19 protein-coding genes are annotated in these 16840 nt (G+C 66.8%); 11 read left to right on the forward strand and 8 right to left on the reverse strand.

Features of this window, described 5'->3' with window-relative positions; translation table 11 throughout:
• Window positions 1–13: 13 nt before the first annotated feature.
• The gene (locus E0E05_RS16820) at window positions 14–298 is read right to left on the reverse strand and encodes a helix-turn-helix domain-containing protein (protein ID WP_131617742.1); all 285 of its coding nucleotides are present in this window, start codon (window positions 296–298) and stop codon (window positions 14–16) included.
• Window positions 299–315: 17 nt separating this feature from the next.
• Window positions 316–672: a type II toxin-antitoxin system RelE/ParE family toxin gene (locus E0E05_RS16825; protein WP_131617743.1), complete on the reverse strand. Its 357-nt coding sequence runs from the start codon at window positions 670–672 to the stop codon at window positions 316–318.
• 81 nt (window positions 673–753) lie between these two features.
• Here E0E05_RS16825 and E0E05_RS16830 point away from each other — a divergent pair, with 81 nt between their 5' ends.
• The 4 genes from E0E05_RS16830 to E0E05_RS16845 all read left to right on the forward strand — a co-directional run bounded on the left by E0E05_RS16830 (window position 754) and on the right by E0E05_RS16845 (window position 2865).
• On the forward strand, window positions 754–1218 hold the full coding sequence (locus E0E05_RS16830) for a hypothetical protein (RefSeq protein ID WP_131617744.1): 465 nt from the start codon (window positions 754–756) through the stop codon (window positions 1216–1218).
• Window positions 1219–1287: 69 nt separating this feature from the next.
• A complete protein-coding gene (locus tag E0E05_RS16835) occupies window positions 1288–2073 on the forward strand; it encodes a heme ABC transporter permease (protein ID WP_131617745.1) in 786 nt (261 codons plus the stop codon).
• 4 nt (window positions 2074–2077) lie between these two features.
• Window positions 2078–2251 (forward strand): heme exporter protein CcmD, encoded by a 174-nt coding sequence (gene ccmD, locus E0E05_RS16840; RefSeq protein ID WP_131617746.1) that lies wholly within the window; start codon window positions 2078–2080, stop codon window positions 2249–2251.
• Window positions 2248–2865 (forward strand): DsbE family thiol:disulfide interchange protein, encoded by a 618-nt coding sequence (locus E0E05_RS16845; RefSeq protein WP_131617747.1) that lies wholly within the window; start codon window positions 2248–2250, stop codon window positions 2863–2865. Before ccmD ends, E0E05_RS16845 begins: the two co-directional genes overlap by 4 nt.
• Before the next feature lie 17 nt (window positions 2866–2882).
• Here E0E05_RS16845 and E0E05_RS16850 read toward each other — a convergent pair whose 3' ends face one another.
• Window positions 2883–4127: an MFS transporter gene (locus tag E0E05_RS16850; protein ID WP_131617748.1), complete on the reverse strand. Its 1245-nt coding sequence runs from the start codon at window positions 4125–4127 to the stop codon at window positions 2883–2885.
• A 65-nt stretch (window positions 4128–4192) separates the two neighbouring features.
• On the opposite strand from E0E05_RS16850, the gene E0E05_RS16855 reads away from it, so the two are divergent.
• The 5 genes from E0E05_RS16855 to E0E05_RS16875 all read left to right on the forward strand — a co-directional run bounded on the left by E0E05_RS16855 (window position 4193) and on the right by E0E05_RS16875 (window position 9333).
• The gene (locus tag E0E05_RS16855) at window positions 4193–4570 is read left to right on the forward strand and encodes a YggT family protein (protein WP_131617749.1); all 378 of its coding nucleotides are present in this window, start codon (window positions 4193–4195) and stop codon (window positions 4568–4570) included.
• Between the two features lie 453 nt (window positions 4571–5023).
• Window positions 5024–5956, forward strand: a complete 933-nt coding sequence (locus E0E05_RS16860; protein ID WP_244597830.1) for an ABC transporter substrate-binding protein — start codon at window positions 5024–5026, stop codon at window positions 5954–5956.
• Between the two features lie 185 nt (window positions 5957–6141).
• Window positions 6142–7101, forward strand: coding sequence for an ABC transporter permease (locus E0E05_RS16865; protein ID WP_244597831.1), 960 nt, complete (start codon window positions 6142–6144; stop codon window positions 7099–7101).
• A gap of 3 nt (window positions 7102–7104) precedes the next feature.
• The gene (locus E0E05_RS16870; RefSeq protein WP_131617752.1) at window positions 7105–8172 is read left to right on the forward strand and encodes a quaternary amine ABC transporter ATP-binding protein; all 1068 of its coding nucleotides are present in this window, start codon (window positions 7105–7107) and stop codon (window positions 8170–8172) included.
• A 138-nt stretch (window positions 8173–8310) separates the two neighbouring features.
• Window positions 8311–9333 carry an aldo/keto reductase gene (locus E0E05_RS16875; protein ID WP_131618112.1) on the forward strand — a complete coding sequence of 341 codons (1023 nt, stop codon included), beginning with the start codon at window positions 8311–8313 and terminating at the stop codon, window positions 9331–9333.
• Window positions 9334–9382: 49 nt separating this feature from the next.
• Here the strand turns inward: E0E05_RS16875 and ppa are convergent, their stop codons facing one another.
• Window positions 9383–9910, reverse strand: a complete 528-nt coding sequence (gene ppa / locus E0E05_RS16880) for an inorganic diphosphatase (RefSeq protein WP_131617753.1) — start codon at window positions 9908–9910, stop codon at window positions 9383–9385.
• Between the two features lie 328 nt (window positions 9911–10238).
• Between ppa and bcmE the strand changes: the two genes are divergently transcribed.
• Window positions 10239–11741: a thiamine pyridinylase gene (gene bcmE, locus E0E05_RS16885; protein ID WP_158629405.1), complete on the forward strand. Its 1503-nt coding sequence runs from the start codon at window positions 10239–10241 to the stop codon at window positions 11739–11741.
• A gap of 178 nt (window positions 11742–11919) precedes the next feature.
• Window positions 11920–12978, forward strand: a complete 1059-nt coding sequence (locus tag E0E05_RS16890) for an alpha/beta hydrolase family protein (RefSeq protein WP_131617755.1) — start codon at window positions 11920–11922, stop codon at window positions 12976–12978.
• An 88-nt stretch (window positions 12979–13066) separates the two neighbouring features.
• On the opposite strand, the gene E0E05_RS16895 is transcribed toward E0E05_RS16890, so the two are convergent.
• The 4 genes from E0E05_RS16895 to E0E05_RS16910 all read right to left on the reverse strand — a co-directional run bounded on the left by E0E05_RS16895 (window position 13067) and on the right by E0E05_RS16910 (window position 16837).
• Window positions 13067–13573, reverse strand: a complete 507-nt coding sequence (locus E0E05_RS16895) for a GNAT family N-acetyltransferase (RefSeq protein ID WP_131617756.1) — start codon at window positions 13571–13573, stop codon at window positions 13067–13069.
• A 102-nt stretch (window positions 13574–13675) separates the two neighbouring features.
• Window positions 13676–15496 (reverse strand): translational GTPase TypA, encoded by a 1821-nt coding sequence (typA, locus tag E0E05_RS16900; RefSeq protein WP_131617757.1) that lies wholly within the window; start codon window positions 15494–15496, stop codon window positions 13676–13678.
• A gap of 103 nt (window positions 15497–15599) precedes the next feature.
• Window positions 15600–16325: a glutamine amidotransferase gene (locus tag E0E05_RS16905; protein WP_131618113.1), complete on the reverse strand. Its 726-nt coding sequence runs from the start codon at window positions 16323–16325 to the stop codon at window positions 15600–15602.
• Between the two features lie 32 nt (window positions 16326–16357).
• Complete coding sequence (locus tag E0E05_RS16910; protein ID WP_131617758.1) at window positions 16358–16837, reverse strand: tellurite resistance TerB family protein; 480 nt, start codon at window positions 16835–16837, stop codon at window positions 16358–16360.
• Window positions 16838–16840: the final 3 nt, after the last annotated feature.

The following is a 16840-nucleotide window of genomic DNA, read 5'->3' on the forward strand; positions in this document are numbered from 1 at the left end:
ACCGGCAGTTCTACTAGGCGAGCGCCCGCTCGACGGCTTCCGGATCGTTTTCGATGACCTTCAGCAGCACGCGGGCCGGCTGGTCGGGTTGCCGGCGGTTCTGTTCCCAGTCACGGACGGTGGCAACGTTCAGGCCATAGCGGGCGGCAAAGCCGGCCTGCGTCAGCCCGAGGCGCCGCCGCAACGCGGCCACGTCGGTCTTGGCGGGTACGACCATGCGGGATGGGGCCTTTTCGGCCTTGGCGATGGCCAATGCTTCCTCGGCGCTCTCGACCAGTTCCCGGCCAAACTTGCTCATCCATGCCTCCTTGCAGATCATCTTCTTCTGGCGCCCGACCCTGTCCGGTATGCCTCCGCGATCCTGGGCAAGGTCGCGGCAAGCGCGTCACGCTCGGCCTGGCTGATATCGGCTCTGTCGCCCTTCTTGACGAGCGCCAGCAGGAAAATCGGCACGTCATCGGCCGCGAAATAGTGGATCGTGCGGTAACCACCGCGCTTGCCCTTGCCGGCGCCCGCAAAGCGCACTTTCCGCGCACCGCCTGTCCCAGGAATCACCGATCCCGCTTTCGGGTTGTCGGCAAGATATGCAATGATGCCGCTCAACTCCTCTTCGGAAAGGCCAGCCGCCTTTGCGTGCCGCTCGAAGACCGACGTCGTGACAACCGTGTGCATTCCTGAAGAAAATACGGCATTGCCGTACCAATTTCAACAGACAAGTGCTGCCGGCCCCGCTCCAGCGCGCATCGACCAGCGATGACCACGGTCGAACTATCCACCCACCTGCCCGCCGATCCGGCCATGGTGCGCGAACAGATCATGCGCCCGGCGGTGCTGGTCCACGTCTCGCGCCCGCTGATCCGCTTCACGCCGATCGATCCGCCGGCCCTGCCCGAGGTCTGGAAGCAGGACCGCTACAAGGTCGCCATGCACCTTTTCGGCGTCGTGCCGATCGGCTGGCAGGTGGTCGGCATCGAGATGCGGCCCGCCGAAGGCGAGACTTGGTCGATCCGCGACAACGGCCATGGCGCGCTGATCCGCACCTGGGACCACGTCATCGAGGTCGCGCCCGAGGGCGAGGGCACGCGCTATACCGATCGCGTGACGATCGAGGCCGGCTGGCTGACGCCGGCCGTCGTCCTGTTCGCCCGCATCTTCTACGGCCACCGCCAGCGCCGCTGGCGCAAACTGGTCGCCAGCGGCTTCGACCGCGGCGGATAACGGTTCCGTGCGCATCGGCTTGTCCGAGATCAATTGCCCCGCCACATTTGCCGGACTATATCCGCGCTCATGAACGATGCCGCCGCCCGCAAGCCGGGGTTCTTCTCGCGCCTGGCCAATCCGACCCGCTTCATGGGCCTGTCGGCCGCCATGCTGCCGTGGCTGTGGGCGATCGCCGCGATCGTCACGCTCGGCGGACTGGTCTGGGCGTGGAACGCGCCGCAGGACTATCAGCAGGGCATCACCGTCCGGATCATGTATATCCATGTGCCCGCGGCCTGGCTTTCCATGTTCGCCTATGCGGTGATGACGGTCTCGGCGCTCGGCGTTCTGATCTGGCGCCATCCGCTGGCCGACGTGTCGATCCGCGCCGCCGCGCCAATCGGCGCCGCCTTCACGCTGATCTGCCTGATCACCGGCTCGCTGTGGGGCCGGCCCATGTGGGGCACCTGGTGGGTGTGGGACGCGCGGCTGACGTCGGTGTTCGTGCTGATGTTGATGTATCTGGGCATCATGGCGCTGCAGCGCGCGATGGACGATCCGGCAAGGGCGGCCCGCCCTGTCGCCGTCCTGGTTCTGGTCGGCTCGGTCAACATTCCCATCATCAAGTTCTCCGTCGACATCTGGAACACGCTGCACCAGCCCGCCTCGGTGATCCGGCTCGACGGGCCGACGATCCACGCCTCGATGCTGTGGCCGCTGCTGGTCACGGCGATCGGCTTCATGGTGCTGTTCTTCGCCATGCACTTGACCGCGATGCGCAACGAGATCCGCCGTCGCCGCGCCGCCGCGCTTCGCAGGGCCGGCGCGCGCGGGCCGGCCTCGGCGCCGGCAACCGCCGTTCTGGAGGGCTGACGCCATGCTCAGCCACACGGCCTTCGTCCTGCTCAGCTACGGCGCTGCCCTCGCCGTTCTCGCGGCGGTGATCGGCTGGCTGCTGGTCGACCGCGCGGCGACCAGGCGCGAACTCGAACGGCTCGAACAGGCCGGCTTCAGGCGGCGCTCCGAAAGCGCCGACGAGACCCTGCGATGAGCGCGTCCGACACCCGGCCGGCGCGACCGCGCCGCATCTCCTGGCCGATCATGATCTCGGCGCTGGTCGTGCTCGCCCTGTTCGGCGTGTTCGCCTACATGCTCGTGCTGCCCGACCGGGTCGCCTCCACCATCCCCTCGGCGCTGATCGGGCGGCAGGCCCCGCAGACCACGCTGCCGGCGGTCGACGGGATGACGACCGAGGAGGGCGCGCCGATGCCCGGCTTCGATCCGTCGGCCTTTCAGGGCAACGTCTCGCTGGTCAATGTCTGGGGCTCCTGGTGCGCGCCATGCCGCGAGGAGCATCCCTACCTGATGGAGCTCGCCGAAGACCCGCGCATCCGGATCGTCGGCATCAACTACAAGGACGAGCCGCAGAACGCGATCCGCTTCCTGCGCCAGCTCGGCAACCCGTTCGACGCGGTCGGCGCCGACGGAACCGGCCGCACCGCGATCGAGTGGGGCGTCTACGGCGTGCCCGAGACCTTCATCGTCGGCCCCGACGGGACGATCGAATACAAGCATGTCGGCCCGATCAGCGCCGACATCCTCGAACGCAAGCTGAGACCAGAAATCGACCGGGTCGCCGAAGGCGGCATCGCCCCTTCTTCCTGAGCCGGCGCGCGCTACGCCTACCGGTCGAGCCGCCTGACGTCGCGCAGTTGCGGGAACAGGAACGCCCAGCCGGCCGCGATCGCCATGGCGCTGGCGCCGCCGATCACCACCGCCGGCACCGCCCCGATCCAGGCGGCGACCAGCCCGGCCCGGAAGTCGCCCAGTTCGTTCGAAGCGCCAAGGAAGACCATGTTGACCGCGTTGACACGTCCGCGCACATGGTCGGGCGTCCACAGCTGCAGCACCGTCTCGCGGATATAGACGCTGATCATGTCGAACGCGCCGATCATGGCCAGCGCGATCACCGACAGCCAGGCAAGGCTCGACAGGCCGAAGACGACGGTGAACAGGCCGAACAGGCCCACCGAGACGAGCAGGATACGGCCGGCATGGTCGCGCACCGGCGAAGCGGCCAGGAACACCGCCATCAGCACCGCGCCGACGCCGGGCGCGGCGCGCAGCATGCCCAGCGCCCAGGGCCCGGCGTCCAGCACGTCGCGCGCAAAGACCGGCAGCAGCGCGACGGCCGAACCGAGGAACACGGCAAACAGATCGAGCGAGATCGCTCCGAGCACCACCTTCTGGTCGCGAATGTAGCGCAGCCCGTCAAACAGCGACGAAAAGGTCACCTTGGCCGTGTCGGCGCGCTCGGCCGGTTTCGGGATCATCATCACCAGCACCAGCGACGCCACGAACATCAGGGCGGCCGCGCCATAGGCGACCGAGGCGCCGAGCCCGTAGATCAGCCCGCCCGCGACCGGCCCGACGATCGAGGCGACCTGCCAGGCCGAGGAGTTCCAGGCGACCGCGTTCGGAAACACCTTCGCCGGCACCAGATTGACCACCAGCGACTGCGAGGCGGGACCGAAGAAGGCCCGCGCGATGCCGAACCCGAACAGCGCGGCGAAGACGGGCAGCGGCGATAGGAGCCCGCGCAGCGTGAAGGCGATGATCGCCAGCGTGAAGACGATCTCGGCGGCGACCGACCATGCCATCACCGTGCGCCGGCCGAACCGGTCGGCGACCGAGCCGGTCACGAGCATGAACAGGACCAGCGGAATGAACTGCACCAGCCCGGCAATGCCCAGATCGAGCGGATCGCGCGTCAGGTCGTAGAGCTGCCAGCCGACCGCGACGATCACCATGTTGCCGGCGAAGGTCGATGCGAAGCGCGCCGTCCAGTATTTGGCATAGGCCGGGTAGCGGAACGCCTCGAACCGGTCGTCGGCGGGACCGTCTTCGTCGTGCGGGGTCTGACTCATGGCGCCTGCGATAGGCTCTTTGCGACCGGCGCACAAAGCCTTTGTGCGCTCCGCGCGCCGCGCTCATGACACAAGCGTGGCGCGAACGGCTTGCCGAGCCGGGCGCGGCTGCCTATGTCAGGGCGGTTTCAGCCAATCGGAGCAGTCGCGTGGGCCTTGCGATCATCAACACCATCCTGTTTGCGCTCGACATCTACGTCTTCATCGTGATCGGCGCGGTCATCTTCTCCTGGCTCTACGCGTTCAACGTCGTCAACACGTCCAACCGTTTCGTCGGACTTCTGGGCGAGTTCTTCTACAAGGCGACCGAACCGCTGCTGCGGCCGATCCGGCGCGTGCTTCCCGACCTGGGCGGCATCGACATCTCGCCGATCGTCCTGTTCATCGGCATCTACTTCCTGCGCCAGGTGATCGTGAACGTGTTCGCCCCCGCCATCCTCTGAGACGGTCCATCGCGCGGGCCGCACACCGGCATCCAACGGGCGACGACGGGCGACCGATTGTCGCGCCGCCGGCAGCCGCGATCCGCTGCGGTCGCGGGCGCGCGACCTGCCGTGCCACGGGCCCGCGCCGCCTCCCGGGCCACCGATCGGCCGACAGGGGTTGACCTCAGCGTCCGGGCTGACATGCTTAAGGCATGGGCAACGGAGCGCGTATCACTCGCACGACCGAACAGAAGGTGTTGCGCCGGATTCGACCGGCGCGGCGTTTCCGGTCGAATCTCGCGCTTCCGGTGGAACGACCACCGGCACTCTAGCGTTTCCCCAGCGGCGCCCGCCGCGCAGACCTTCCGCACGACTGGCTGGTCGCGCTTGAGCGCAGGTGCCGGCACGTTTCAACCTCAACCGGAGATCAAAATGCGAAAACTCGCAGTTAGTACGTTTATCGGCGCGGCCATGCTGCCGGCCGCTGCCTTCGCCCAGGACGGCGAATGCGGCGAGGTGTCGATCACCGAGATGAACTGGGCATCGGCCGCCATCGTCACGCAGGTCGCCAACTTCATCATGGAACAGGGCTATGGATGCGACGTCACCATCGTTCCCTCCGACACCACCCCGGCGGTGACATCCGTCGCCGAGAACGGTGAGCCCGACATCCTGACCGAGCTGTGGCCCAACTCGACCGGCGAGGTCTACGAGACCATGATCGAGGACGGCAAGATCGAGGTCGTCGCCGACGTGCTCGATCCGGGCGGCCTCGAAGGCTGGTGGATCCCGACCTACCTCGCCGAGCAGAACCCCGAACTGACCACCCTCGAGGGCATTCTGAACAACCCCGAAGCCGTTGGCGGCACGTTCAACAACTGCCCGGACGGCTGGGGCTGCCGCATCGTCAACGACAATCTGATCCGCGCGATCGGCGTCGAGGACGAGGGCATCGAAGTGTTCAACCACGGTTCGGGCGAGACGCTCGCCACGTCGATGGCTTCGGCCGTCGAGAGCGAAGAACCCTGGTTCGGCTATTACTGGGGCCCGACCGTGCCGCTCGGCAAGTACGACATGACCCGGGTGGACCTCGGCGAAGTCAAGCCGGACGTGCATGCGGCCAACGGCAACCCCGACACGCCCGATCCGCAGGTCTCCGACTTCCCGGCCGCGCCGATCCTGACGGTCGTGACCAGCGACTTCCGCGAACGTGAGCCGGACGTGGTCGAGTTCCTGTCGAACATGACGTTCCAGACCGACACGATGAGCGCGCTTCTGGCCTGGCAGGACGAGAACAACGCTTCCGCCGAGGAAGCTGCGGTCTACTTCCTGCAGAACAACACCGAAGCATGGTCGGGCTGGATCAACGACGCAGCGCGCCAGAACCTCTCGGGTCTCCTGTAAGGGCGCACTTGCGCATCCCGACACCATGGACAGGGCCGGCTTCGGCCCTGTTCGCTTTTGTTTGAAACGGGGAGCGCCGGGCCGAAGCGGCCGGCGCCTGATTGATGGCAACATATGATTTCGTTTTCGACGCGCTTGGCTTGCGCGGGTGGTGCGACGCGGGCGCCTCACAGGCTCCAGCCTCGATGGCCGATCTGCTCGCACAGGCCCAGGGCGCCGATGCGCCGGCTCCCTCCTTGTGGGAGCTTCCCTTTCCCTCGCTCGACGCCCTTAACGAGGCGTGCGGGCGCGTTCCGCAGTCCCGCGACCTGACCCAGGGCCTCGAGCAGGGCTTTCTCGACGTCAAGGACGCGCTGTCGCTGGTTCTCGACCCGCTGACGCAGCCCCTGAGCTGGATGCTGAGCGGCGCGCTCTACACGATCCTCAACACGCCCTGGTGGATCGTCATTCCGTTCCTGCTGGCCGTCACCTTCTTCGTCGCCCGCTCCTGGAAGCTGGTCGTCTTCGTCGGCGTGTGCATCGGCTTTCTCGCCTTCATCGACCATTACGACTACGCCATGCAGACGCTGGCGATCATCTTCGTGTGCGCCTTCCTGTGCGTGCTCCTGGGTGTTCCCATCGGCATCGGCATGTCGCGCTCGGACGCGATGCAGCGCGGGGTCATCCCGATCCTCGACATGCTGCAGACGCTGCCGCCCTTTGTCTATCTCATTCCGCTTATCTTCCTGTTCAGCGTCACTGAACCCAAGCTCTACGGCATCGCCATCATCCTTTACGCCATCGTGCCGGTGATCCGCCTGACCGACCTCGGCATCCGGCTGGTCGATCCGGCCGTGATCGAGGCGGCCGACGCGTTCGGCATGACCGACCGGCAGAAGCTGTTCGGCGTGCAGATCCCGCTGGCGCTGCCCAACATCATGGCCGGCGTCAACCAGACGATCATGATGAGCCTCGCCATGGTCGTGATCGCCTCGCTGGTCTCGGCGCCGGGCCTTGGCGTGCTGGTGCTGCGCGGCATCCGCAACCTCGAACTGGGCGTCGGCCTTGTCGCCGGTCTGGGGATCGTGCTTCTGGCGATCATCCTCGATCGGGTCACCAAGGCGTCCCTTGCCCGCGTGAACGCGGCGCAGAAGGCGGGAGGCTGACCGATGAGCGACGACGTCAAGATCCGCATCCGCAACCTCTACAAGATCTTCGGCGAGGACCCGGCGACGGCCCTGGAGGCCGTCCGGGGCGGCATGGGCAAGCCCGAACTGCTGCGCGAGACCAACCACGTGCTCGGGCTTTCCGACATCAATGTCGACATCAAGGACGGTTTGACGACCGTCATCATGGGCCTTTCGGGCTCGGGAAAGTCGACGCTGATCCGGCACCTGAACCGGCTGATCGAACCGACCGCCGGCGAGGTTCTCGTCGACGGCGAGGACATTCTCGAATACGGGCCCTCGCAACTGCGCGACCTCAGGCGCCGGCGCATGTCGATGGTGTTCCAGAAGTTTGCGCTGCTGCCGCACCGCACCGTTCTGGAGAACGCCGCGATGGCGCTGGCCGTCAGCGGCGTCGATCGGGCCGACTATGAGAAGGAAGCCAACAAATGGCTCGACCGGGTCGGGCTGGAAGGCAACGCCAATCTCTATCCGCACCAGCTCTCGGGCGGCATGCAGCAGCGCGTCGGCATCGCGCGGGCGCTCGTCTCCAATTCCGAGGTCATGCTGATGGACGAGGCGTTTTCGGCGCTCGATCCGCTTATCCGCACCGACATGCAGGACCTGCTGGTCGAATTGCAGGCCGAACTGCAGAAGACGGTCGTGTTCATCACGCACGACCTCGACGAGGCGCTCAAGCTGGCCGACCATCTGGTCATCCTCAACGAGGGCGAAGTGGTCCAGCAGGGCGAGCCGCAGCACATCCTGCTGCATCCGGCCGATCCCTACATCGAGGACTTCGTCTCCGACATCAACCGCGCGCGCGTGCTCAAGGTGCGCTCGGTGATGACCCGCGACGGCGGCCCCTCGGGCAAGGACGTCGCCGGCGAGATCGACCAGGAGGCGACGCTCGAGGACGTGATCAGCATCTCCGAAGGCGACATCTCCAAGAACTACCGGGTCACCAAGGACGGCGAACCGGTCGGCACGCTGAAGATGAAGGACCTCGTCAAGGCGCTGGTGCCGACCAAGGCCTCGGAGAACGGCATCCGCATGAAGATGAGCGCGTAAGAGGGGCCGGGGCGCTTTTCATCGGTGAAAGGCGCCTTTCGTTCCCTCGCGTAGGCGGGGCGCGACGCGGCGGCTATGGTCATGCGCAATCGCGCATGAACAGGAGCCCCCGTGTCAGACAAACCCGATGAAACGACGATGCCGACGCGCCCGCTCGGCGCCAACGGCCCGCTGATCTCGCAGCTTGCCCTTGGAACGATGACGTTCGGCGCCGAGACCGACGAACCGGAGGCCTGCGCGCAGCTCGACCTGTTCGTCGAACGCGGCGGCACGCTGATCGACACCGCCGATGTCTACGCCGCGGGCGCATCCGAGGCGATCATCGGCCGCTGGGGCCGCGCACGCGGCGGCATGGACGATCTGGTCGTCGCCACCAAGGCGCGCTTCGGGCCGCCGCCGGGCAGTCGCGGCGCCTCGCGCCGGGCGATCAGGCGCTGTCTCGACGCCAGCCTGAACCGGCTGCAGGTCGAGGCGGTCGATCTGTATTTCATCCATGGCTGGGACCGACACACCGAGATCGAGGAGACCCTCTCGACGCTCGGCGATCTGGTCGCCGCCGGACGCATCCACAACATCGCCTGGTCGAACCTGACCGGTTGGCAGTTGCAGAAGATCGTCTCGACGGCGCGCGCCGGCGGCTATCCGGTGCCGGTCGCCGTGCAGCTGCAATACAATTTGCTCGAGCGCGGCGCGGAGATCGAACTGCTGCCCTGCTGTCTGGAGGCCGGAATCGCGCTGACGCCCTGGTCGCCGCTCGGCGGCGGCTGGCTGACCGGCAAATACGGCGCGGACGCGCGCCCCACCGGGGCGACACGTCTCGGCGAGGATCCCGACAGGGGCGTCGAGGCCTATGACCGCCGCAACACGGAGCGCACCCATGCGATCGTCGATGCCGTACGCACGGTCGCCGGGCGTCATGGCCGCCCGCCCGCGCACGTGGCGATCGCCTGGCTGCTCGCGCGTCCCGGCGTCGCCGCGGTTCTGCTCGGCGCACGCACGGCGGAGCAACTCGCCGACAATCTGGACGCGGTCGATCTTTCGCTCGATCCCGGGGACATGGAGACGCTGACCAGTGTCTCCGCGCAGGGCCTGCCGTCCTATCCCTACGGGTTCGTCCAGGACTGGTCGGGCCTCGACATCTGGCGGCGGCTCGGCACTTGAAGCCGGTCTGACGCGCGCAAGGCGATCGGTCGCCGGACGTTGGCGGGGCCTACCCCTTGGCGCGGTCGATCGCCTCCAGGATCAGCCGTTCGGCGGTCGCCTTGTCCTGCCAGCCGCCCAGCTTGACCCACTTGCCGGGCTCGAGATCCTTGTAGTGCTCGAAGAAATGCTCGATCTGCTGCAGGGTGATCTCGGGCAGGTCGGTGTAGTTCGTCACCGCGTCGTAGCGCTTGGTCAGCGCGTGCGAGGGCACGGCGATCACCTTTTCGTCCTGGCCCGAATTGTCCTCCATCAGCATCACGCCGATCGGCCGCACATTGATCACGCAGCCGGGCACGAGCGGGCGCGTGTTGCACACCAGAACGTCGATCGGATCGCCGTCCTCGGACAGGGTGTGGGGCACGAACCCGTAGTTTCCCGGATAGGACATGGGCGTATGGAGGAACCGGTCGACAACGAGCGTGCCGGCCTCCTTGTCCAGTTCGTACTTGATCGGCTGGCCGCCGAGCGGCACTTCGATGATGACGTTGACGTCCTCGGGCGGGTTCTCGCCGATGGAAATGGCGTCGATGCGCATGGGGCTCTCCGGGCTGGTGCTGGGCGGGTGATAGCGGCCATGGCGTTGCGCCGCAACACAGCCATTGGGCGGGGGCAGGCCAGTGGGTTCCTCCGGCACGCCCGCAAACGACGTCCCGACATGATTGGAATTATTCGCAGTATTTCCGGCACACCGTGATGAGAATCGCCTTTTCGTGAAATGCGTGCTTTTCATGATATTGATTCTGTGACACGCTTGCCGAGTATATCCTGACCTGAAATAGCCATGCATACCAATAGTTCCGGTTGCATGAGGTAGAAAAATTCCATTGCGTCCGCATCGCGGGCGGAAGACGGGAGGGTTTGCCGTGAAGATACTCGCAAGAGCCTGCGGGCTCGTCCTTGCACTGATCCTGTTCGCGGCGCCCCAGAAGGCGTTCGCCCAGGATTGCAGCACGATCTGCACCGATGGCGAGACGTGCATCGCCGCCGGGCTCTATCCCTACGTGCCCGACACCGAGGCGTTCGCCTCGGCGATCTGTTCGGCATGGACGGCGGCCGGCCAGACCGAAAAGCTCTACCTGATCGCCGACGAGAACGTCTGGGACGGCGGCTACTCGTCCGATCCCGTCTACACCAACGGCAGCGGCACGCAGGTGCCGATCGACGTGTTCGTCTACGATGCGATGTATCTGCAATACTGGCAGACGCAGACGACGCCGGTGCCGGCCAGCGCGATCTCCGATGCGTCCGATTTCGTCTCCTATGCGAGCAAGGCGCTGACGCAGAACGATGGCAGCATGCTGGCCCTGCCCATGCTCGGCTGCACCAACATCATGTTCTACCACGACGATGACAGCGGCATGGACGGCGTGACCAGCCTGTCCGACTTCCTGTCGGTCAACCCGGCCGGCGTCTATATCAGTCCGGTGCCGTTCGACCGGACCGGCGCGATGATGAACATGTCCGGCAAGACCACGATCGCCGTCGACTACATGGTCAAGGGTCTGCTCGACAACGGCTCATGGCCGTCGATGAACCCGCTCGACCAGTCCATCATCGACGCGATGGCGCAGATCGCCGAGCGGGCGAGCTGGTACAACGCGCTCACCGGCGCCATCCCCTCCCTGCCCGGCGTCGAGGACCAGTATGTGCGCGCCGGCTATTTCAGCGAGGGCTATGGCCGCACCTCGATCGGCTTCTCCGAGAGCATGTCGCAGATGTCCGATGCCACGCGCGCCGGGCTCAAGCTGAGGGCCTTCCCGTGGACCGACACGGCCAACGCGCCCAACATGTTCTATTCCGACGTCGTCGGCGTGAACAACGCCTCGACCTTCCTGAACGGCGGCGGCACGCTGCCCTTCACCCTGGCCAATCTGATGACCGAGCAGGCCGTCGTCCAGGACGCGATCGCGCCGCCCTCGGGCGAACTGTCCTACCTGTTCCCGGCCCGCAACAGCGTGCTCAACGCGCTCAGCGCACAGGACCCGCTCTATACGCAGATGGCGGCCGTGCTGAACGGGGCCGATTCTGTGCTCGTTACCATGCCGACCACCGACCGCGACGCCTTCCACAATTTCGGCGGTACGGTGGAGACGGCCGTGCGCGGAGCGTTCACCGGAAGCTGCGATCTGGAAAGCACGACCTTCCCCGGCTCGACCGCCGAGGCCCCGGCGATCTGCAGGCCGCTGTGCGCCAACAGCGGTGGCTGGGTCGGGTCATGGACCAACGAGGCGCCGCCCGCCTGGCCGGGCTATTCGGCCTGCGGCTGCGCGCAGTGCACGGCCGAGTCGCCGCTGCCGACGACCGTCCAGGAACCCTCGGCGATGATCATGTCGGGCCCGGCGCTCAGGCGCTACAACCGCAACTGACCTGGCCCGCACGGCCCCGAGCGGGGCTTGCGACTGTCTCGCTTCACCGTTCCGGACCAATGGTGCCGGAACGGTTCATCTTCCATCCGGAGATGGACCGTTCTAGAGCGTGGGGCGATGCGTCGGGTCATGGCTGTAAAGCCGTCGGACGCCGGGTGCCAGCTCAACGAGGACCAACATGCACTTTCGGACAAATGCACTGGCGGCGATCGCCGCTGCCATCACCATGCTGTTCGCGTTCCCGGCGACCGCCGGGGATCAGGCGGCCGGCGTGGCGCGGATCGCGGCCCCCGCGCCCGAGCGTGGCACCGATCTCGACGTGACCGTCTGGTATCCGGCTTCGTCCGGCGGCGAGACCCTCACGATCGGCGAGACCTTGTTCTTCAAGGGAACGCCGGCGATACGCGATGCGCCGGTCGCGGCAGGCCGGTTCCCGCTCGTCGTGCTGTCTCACGGCGCCGGCCTTGGCGGGCGGGCCGAGGCGGCGAGTTGGCTCGCCGCGCCATTGGCCGAAGCGGGGTTCATCGTCGTCGCCCCCACCCATCCCGGCAACACGGGCCCGGACCGGTCGGCGGAAGAAACGATGAAGCTCTGGCTGAGGCCGGCCGATCTTTCGGCGGCCATCGACGCCATCGTACAGGACACCACGTTCGCGGATCACATCGATGCCGGTTCCATTGGCGCTCTGGGTCTTTCGATGGGCGGCGGCAGCGCCCTGTCCGTCGTCGGGGCGCGTCTTCATCCGGAGCGTTTCGCGGCCTATTGCGACAGCGCCGACCGGAATGCCTCGCTTTGCGACTGGGTCCGCATGAGTGGCGTCGATCTGCACGCGTTCGATAAATCCCTCGTCGGCCGGGATAATCGCGACGACCGGGTCCGGTTCGCGATGGCGATCGACCCGGTTCCCGCCGACATCTTCGCCCCGGAGACGTTTTCCGGGATTTCGGTTCCCGTCGCGCTCGTGAACCTCGGCACGAAGAGCGGCATTCCCGAGACCGCGCGCGCATCGGCCATGGCGGACGCCATCGCCGGCGCCCGCTACACGGTCATCGAGGACGCCGGCCACTTTTCCATGTTCGGTGAGTGCAAGCCCGTCGCCGCAGGAACAGCTCTGGAGATGGGTATCGAGGACCCGATCTGTGACGATGGCGGGGGGCGTTCGCGTGCCGCGATCCATGCCGAACTGATCGACATGATCACCGCCGCATTCGAACGAGCACTCGCTCGGGAAGGCTGAGCCCCGCGCCGTGATGGGTCCTTGCGGCACGGCAGGGACCGACAGCAGGACACGCGGGTCCGAAGGGCGTGAGTGGTTTCCGCCGGGATCAGTCCCAGACGAAGGCGATCTTGGCCAGTTTGCGGCCGTCGAAATTCTCGGCGCCCTCGGCGACGGCGCGGCCGCCCTGGCCGCGATAGAAGTCGACGGCGCCGTCATTGTCGGCCAGCGCCCAGACGACCAGCCCCTTGCAGCCATGGCTCGTCAGCCGCCCGCGCGCGGCCGCGAACAGGCGGGTGCCGAAGCCGACGCCCTGATATTCGGGCCGCAGGTAGATCTCGTAGACCTCGCCGTCCTGCGGCAAGGCGCGGGCCCGATTGAGCCCGTAGGTGACGTAGCCGGCGATCAGCCCGCCAAGGTCGAGAACCATCACCGAGGTGCCGCGCCGGATCGCGCGTTGCCACCAGCGATGGTCGCGCCGACCGATCATCGTGCGCAATGCCTTGTAGGGAATGATCCCGGCATAGGCGTTCTGCCAGGCCGCCTCGTGCACCTCTGCGATCCCGGGCGCATCGCGCGGGTCTGCGGGGCGTATGTCGATCGTCAGGGCGGTCATGATTTGTTAACCATCGCCCAGCGACGCCGCGCGGGCAAGCCCGTTTTCGGCCGGCCCGGGTCAATTTCACATTCTGTTGAGAGCGGCCCCGCCCCGGCGCGATCAGGCGCTGGCGCGGGCCTTTTCGAAGCGCTTGCGCTCGTGCGGGTCCAGATGCAGCTTGCGCAGGCGGATCGATTTGGGCGTCACCTCGACCAGCTCGTCGTCCTGGATCCACGAAAGCGCGCGCTCGAGCGTCATCCGCACCGGCGGGGTCAGCTTGACCGCATCGTCCTTGCCTGCGGCGCGCACGTTGGTCAGCTTTTTGCCCTTGAGCACGTTGACTTCCAGATCGTTGTCGCGGCTGTGGATGCCGATGATCATGCCCTGATAGACCTTGGCGCCCGGGTCGATCACCATCGGCCCGCGATCCTCGAGGTTGAACAGCGCATAGGCGACCGCCTCGCCGGGCTCGTTGGCGATCAGCACGCCGTTCGTGCGGCCGGCGATCGGGCCCTTGTAGGGTGCATAGCCGTGGAACAGCCGGTTCATGATCGCCGTGCCGCGCGTGTCGGTGAGCAGTTCGGACTGGTAGCCGATCAGCCCGCGCGTGGGCGCATGGAAGACGAGCCGAACCCGGTCGCCGCCGGACGGCTTGAGTTCGGCCATTTCGCCCTTGCGCTCGCTCATCTTCTGGACGACGGCGCCCGAATGCTCCTCGTCGACGTCGATGACCACTTCCTCGATCGGCTCGAGCAGCGTGCCGTCCTCGTCCTTCTGCATGACCACGCGCGGCCGCGAGACGGCCAGTTCGAACCCTTCGCGGCGCATCGTCTCGATCAGCACAGCAAGCTGGAGTTCGCCCCGGCCCGAGACGTGGAAGGCGTCCTTCTGGTCGGAATCCTCGATTTTTAGCGCCACATTGCCCTCGGCCTCCTTCATCAGGCGGTCGCGGATGACGCGGCTGGTCACCTTGTCGCCCTCGGTGCCGGCGAGCGGGGAATCGTTGACGATGAAGCTCATCGTCACCGTCGGCGGGTCGATCGGCTGGGCAGCGAGCGGCTCGTCGACCTGCGGATCGCAGAACGTGTCGGCGACCGTGCCCTTGGAAAGGCCCGCAATGGCGACGATGTCGCCGGCCGCGCCCTCCTCGATCGGCTGGCGTTCGAGGCCGCGGAAGGCGAGGATCTTGGAGACGCGCCCGGTCTCCAGCGTCTTGCCGTCGCGGTCCATCACCTTGACGGTCTGGTTCGGCCGGACCGTGCCCGAATGGATACGGCCGGTGATGATGCGGCCCAGGAACGGGTCGGCCTCGAGGATCGTGCCGATCATGCGGAACGGGCCGTCGGCGACGGCGGGCGCGGGCACATGGTCGAGCACCAGATCGAACAGGGGCGCGAGCGACGCCTCGTCGGGCCGGTCGGGTTCGGGCGCCATCCAGCCGTCACGGCCGGACCCGTACAGGATCGGAAAGTCGAGCTGGTCCTCGTCGGCGTCGAGCGCGGCGAACAGGTCGAACACCTCGTTGACGACCTCGTCGGCGCGCGCGTCCGGCCGGTCGATCTTGTTGACGGCGACGATCGGGCGGAGCCCGACCTTGAGCGCCTTGCCGACGACGAACTTGGTCTGCGGCATCGGACCTTCGGCGGCATCGACCAGCAGCACCGCGCCGTCGACCATGTTCAGGATGCGCTCGACCTCGCCGCCGAAATCGGCGTGGCCGGGCGTGTCGACGATGTTGATGCGCGTGTCGCCCCAGGTGACCGAGGTCGCCTTGGCGAGGATGGTGATGCCGCGCTCCTTTTCGATGTCGCCGGAATCGAGGGCGCGTTCGGCGACGCGCTCGTTCTCCCGGTAGACGCCGGATTGTTTGAGGAGTTCGTCGACGAGCGTGGTCTTGCCGTGGTCGACATGCGCGATGATCGCGATGTTGCGAAGGGACATGGATTGTCTCGGAGGTCAGGGGTGTTGCGGCGCATATAGGCGGCAAGCGGGACGATGGCCAGCATTATCGTCACGGCGCCGCCGGCACGGCCCGCGCCGACGATCAGCCGCCGGCCACCGCCTCGCGCTCGAACACGATGTCGAGGAAATCGGCGAGCCACTGGCGGACCCGGTCGTCATAGTGAAGCCGGCCTTGAAGATGCTCGCGTCCCTTCTGCGCGCCGGGCAGATCGAACCGGTGCGCGCCGCGCACCACCCAGCGCTGCATCATCACCTGTGTCAGTTCGGCGTGGAACTGCACCCCCCAAGCGTTCTCGCCATAGCGGAACGCCTGGTTGGGATAGATGTCGGCGGTCGCAAGATGCGTGGCGCCCGTGGGCAGCGTGAATCCTTCGCGGTGGAACTGGTAGATCATCTCCGGCCAGTCCATCAGCGCGGCGCCCTCCTCGGTCGGCCGCAGCGGGTACCAGCCGACCTCGACCTGCCCTTCCTCGTGGCTTTCGACCGACCCGCCCAGATGATTGACCAGCATCTGCGCGCCCAGGCAAATGCCGAAGAACGGCTTGTTCTCCCTGAGCGGCACGGCCAGCCAGTCGGTCTCGCGCTTGACGAATTCGTCCGGATCGTTGGCGCTCATCGGCCCGCCGAACATCACCGCGCCGGCATGGTGCTCGAGCGTTTCGGGCAGAGGGTCGCCGAGCGGCGGCCGGCGAATGTCGAGCGCATGGCCGCGCGCCTCGAGCATCTGGCCCACGCGTCCGGGCGACGAGGTCGCCTGATGCAGGATGACCAGCACCGGCTTCTTCGCCGCATCCCGCGGCGCGCGCATGCCGGCCATCGTCGTCACTGCGGTGTCTGCCTTCATGCCTCCCCGCCGCCGTCGATGCCCAGCCGTTCCTGCACGCGCTGACGCATGTGCACGCGGTCCCGTCCGCTCACGCCAAGAAGCTCGGAGATGCGCCAGACCACATTGTCCTCCAGCTCGTGCCGGATGCCGTCCGCATAGACCATCTCCCAGAGGATCTCGATGAAGCCGATCCGTTCGGCCTCGCTCATCGAATCCATCAGCACCGAGGTGAACCGGTAGAGATCGACCGCCTCGCCGTCAGCCAGTCGCGCCTGCTCGATCAGCGCCTGCAGTTCGCCCTTGCCGAGCGCATACTCCTCCGCGAGCACCTGGGCGAAGCGCTCGCGCTCGACCGGCCGCAGCACGCCGTCGGCCTGGATCACATGGTACATGAGCGCGGCGGCGGCCAGTTGCGGGCTGTCCGGCGCCTGGCCGGACGGGGCGCCCGCCTCGCCGGCAAGCTCCCTGACGAACGACCGGAAACGGTCAAGCATGCT

It is taken from the genome of Roseitalea porphyridii (genome assembly GCF_004331955.1).
GTDB lineage: Bacteria > Pseudomonadota > Alphaproteobacteria > Rhizobiales > Rhizobiaceae > Roseitalea > Roseitalea porphyridii.